The sequence below is a fragment of the Mesorhizobium sp. M4A.F.Ca.ET.020.02.1.1 genome (assembly GCF_004022645.1).
In the GTDB taxonomy this organism is placed as follows: domain Bacteria; phylum Pseudomonadota; class Alphaproteobacteria; order Rhizobiales; family Rhizobiaceae; genus Mesorhizobium.
In genome coordinates this window covers 1-2,194 of the sequence record NZ_RZOI01000879.1, presented here as the reverse complement: position 1 = coordinate 2,194, position 2,194 = coordinate 1, and the positions used below count along the sequence as shown (strand labels likewise).

Below are 2,194 nucleotides of genomic sequence, written 5' to 3'. Positions count from 1 at the left end.
GCTTTATCACACTAACATGTTAGTTGTAAATGCGCGGTCGCGAGTTTTGGAAATGGCACCCGTTCAAGTTTGGAAACGCCGGGGCGCAACATCCGGAGTGGCTGCGAAAAAACCAGCCTTTGCCCGCGCCGCGAGCCGCCGTCATGCGTTGCGACCAGTCCTTTCAGGCTACCCGGATATAGCTCGTCATCCCCGACTTCTGGTGCTCGATGATGTGGCAATGCAGCAGCCAGTCGCCGGGATTGTCGGCCACGAAACCCAGCTGAACCTTCTCGGCGGGCTGGATGAGATAGGTGTCGGAGACGAGCGGCTGGACCCGGCGCGTCGACGACGACAGCACCTTGAAGCTCATCCCATGCAGATGGATCGGGTGCGATTGCGGCGTCAGGTTCTCCATGTCGATGACATAGCTCCTGCCGAGCTTCAGTTCGGCCAGCGGCGCGGTCGGGTCCGGCGTGTCGCCCGGCCACGGCACCTTGTTGATCGCCCAGAAACTGTAACCGAGCGAGCCGCAGATGCCGTCGGCCGGAACGTTTTCCGCGGTGGCGCTGAGCGCCAGCGAAATGTGCTTCGCGCTGGCGACATCGACCTCCGCCACCGGATTGGCTTCCAGCGCCGCGAGATCGCGAACGTCGCGCCTAAGCGACTTTCCGACCGCGCGCAGCGTCGCCAGTATTTTGGGCTTGGTGCCCCTGACGTCCCTGAGGCTGACGATGGCACCCTCGTCGTCGGGCATGCGTATGGCAAGGTCGAGCCGCTGGCCGGGTCCAAGTTGCAAGGCGTCGGGCGCGAAGCGCTGCGGCACGGGATTGCCGTCGAGCGCGACGACTGCCGCCTCGGCTCCCTCGACACGGAAGGCGTAGACGCGGGTGACGTCGGTAATGGCGGCCCTCAGCCGCACCAAACCGCCGGCGGGCGCATCGAATTGCGGCTGGTCGAGCCAGTTGGCGGTGCGCACCGTCCCATAGGTGCCCGCCCTTGCTGCATCGCGAGGCCGGAACTGGTCGATGAACTGGCCGTCATCGCCGAGTCGCCAGTCGCGCAGATTGATCACCATTTCGGCATCGAATTGCGGATCGTTCGGGTTCTCGACCACGATCACGCCGGTCAGCCCATGGCCCATCTGGGTCAGCGTGTTGCAGTGCGGGTGATACCAGAAGGTGCCGGCGTCCGGCGGCGTGAACGCGTAGTCGAAATGATCGCCGGTGTAGACATAGGGCTGCACCAGGAACGGCACGCCGTCCATCTTGTTGGGAACGCGGATGCCGTGCCAATGGATCGTCGTCGGATCGTCGAGGCCGTTGATCAGCCGCGCGGCGAACGGCTCACCCTTCTTCATCCTGAGCACTGGCGGCATGCCGGCCTCGCCATAGGTGAGCACATCCCTGGTCTGGCCGACATCCATCAGCTTCGCCTCGATCCTCGCCGTCTTCAGCATCACCGGATCGGGCCTGGCCAAGGCCCGGCTGGCGAACCTGCCCATGGCGCACAGCCCGATACCGGCCGCGCCGGCCACCGCCGTGGTTTTCAGAAGGTTGCGGCGCGTCAGTAGCGTCATGCTGCGTTCCAACTCGAAAGGACAATCCTGGCACCGGGCCTCATTGCGGCAAAGCGCACAAAGCGTGTAGCCCCCGATGCTGCCCGCCGACAACACCACGTCGTTCGATCGGACCGGAAATCACCCTGCCGTGATGGCCGCACCGGTTGCGGCCAGACCGATGCGCCGCCGTCTTGCAGCGTGCCGCCGTGATGGCGCAGGCGTCAAAGCGCCTGCAACGCCAGCCCCGCCAGCGCCGATGCGGCCAGCGTCGGAAGCATGCCGACCCCGAGCCTGAGCATGGCGACCATCGCTGCGATCGAAAGCAGCGCGGCGCGCCAGTCGAGCGACGACAGCACCGGGATCTCCATGCCCAGGCCGACGCTGCGCACCGTGCCGAAGACGACATGCAGCGCGAACCAAAGCGCCAGGTTCATCACCACGCCGACGACGGCCGCGGTGATCGCGCCGAGCGCCGCCGACAGCGCCTTGTTCTGCCGTAGCTGTTCGATGTAGGGCGCGCCGAGAAAGATCCAGAAGAAGCAGGGCACGAAGGTCACCCACAAGGTCAGCAGCGATCCGAGCGCCCCGCCGAGCAGCGGGTTTATCGCGCCGGCGTGCCGGTATGCGGCGACGAAACCAACGAACTGCAGCACC

2 protein-coding genes are annotated in these 2,194 nt (G+C 65.4%); both read right to left on the bottom strand.

Going from position 1 to position 2,194, the window contains the following annotated elements; all coding sequences use genetic code 11:
• Positions 1-163: 163 nt before the first annotated feature.
• The gene (locus EN742_RS32515) at positions 164-1,558 is read right to left on the bottom strand and encodes a multicopper oxidase family protein (protein WP_126058032.1); all 1,395 of its coding nucleotides are present in this window, start codon (positions 1,556-1,558) and stop codon (positions 164-166) included.
• A gap of 203 nt (positions 1,559-1,761) precedes the next feature.
• A partial coding sequence (locus EN742_RS32510) for a chromate transporter (RefSeq protein WP_148670430.1) occupies positions 1,762-2,194 on the bottom strand: 433 nt, incomplete at its 5' end.

Excerpts from the sequence above, each read along its gene's own strand:
- EN742_RS32515 (WP_126058032.1), bottom strand. The coding sequence starts at position 1,558 with ATGACGCTACTGACGCGCCGCAACCTTCTGAAAACCACGGCGGTGGCC.